Annotated in this window: 1 rRNA gene (running past one end of the window); it reads left to right on the plus strand. The window is 46.2% G+C overall.

From position 1 onward, the window contains the following. Window positions 1-17 precede the first annotated feature (17 nt). Window positions 18-299, plus strand: a 23S ribosomal RNA gene (locus AACT19_RS21120); its annotated part runs 2,490 nt beyond the window's last position; the annotation flags it as partial.

Genomic DNA, 299 nt, shown 5'->3' on the forward strand with positions numbered 1-299 from the left:
ACCCTTTCGGGTTGTATGGTTAAGTGACTAAGCGTACACGGTGGATGCCTTGGCAGTCAGAGGCGATGAAAGGCGTAATAACTTGCGATAAGCCCAGATTAGGTAGTAATAACCTTTTGAGTCTGGGATTCCTGAATGGGGAAACCCACTTGCATAAGCAAGTATCCTGTTGTGAATACATAGCAACAGGAGGCAAACCGGGGGAACTGAAACATCTAAGTACCCCGAGGAAGAGAAATCAACCGAGATTCCGAAAGTAGCGGCGAGCGAAATTGGATTAGCCCTTAAGCTTTTAATGA

This window comes from Vibrio sp. 10N.222.47.A9 (assembly GCF_963872585.1).
GTDB lineage: Bacteria > Pseudomonadota > Gammaproteobacteria > Enterobacterales > Vibrionaceae > Vibrio > Vibrio splendidus.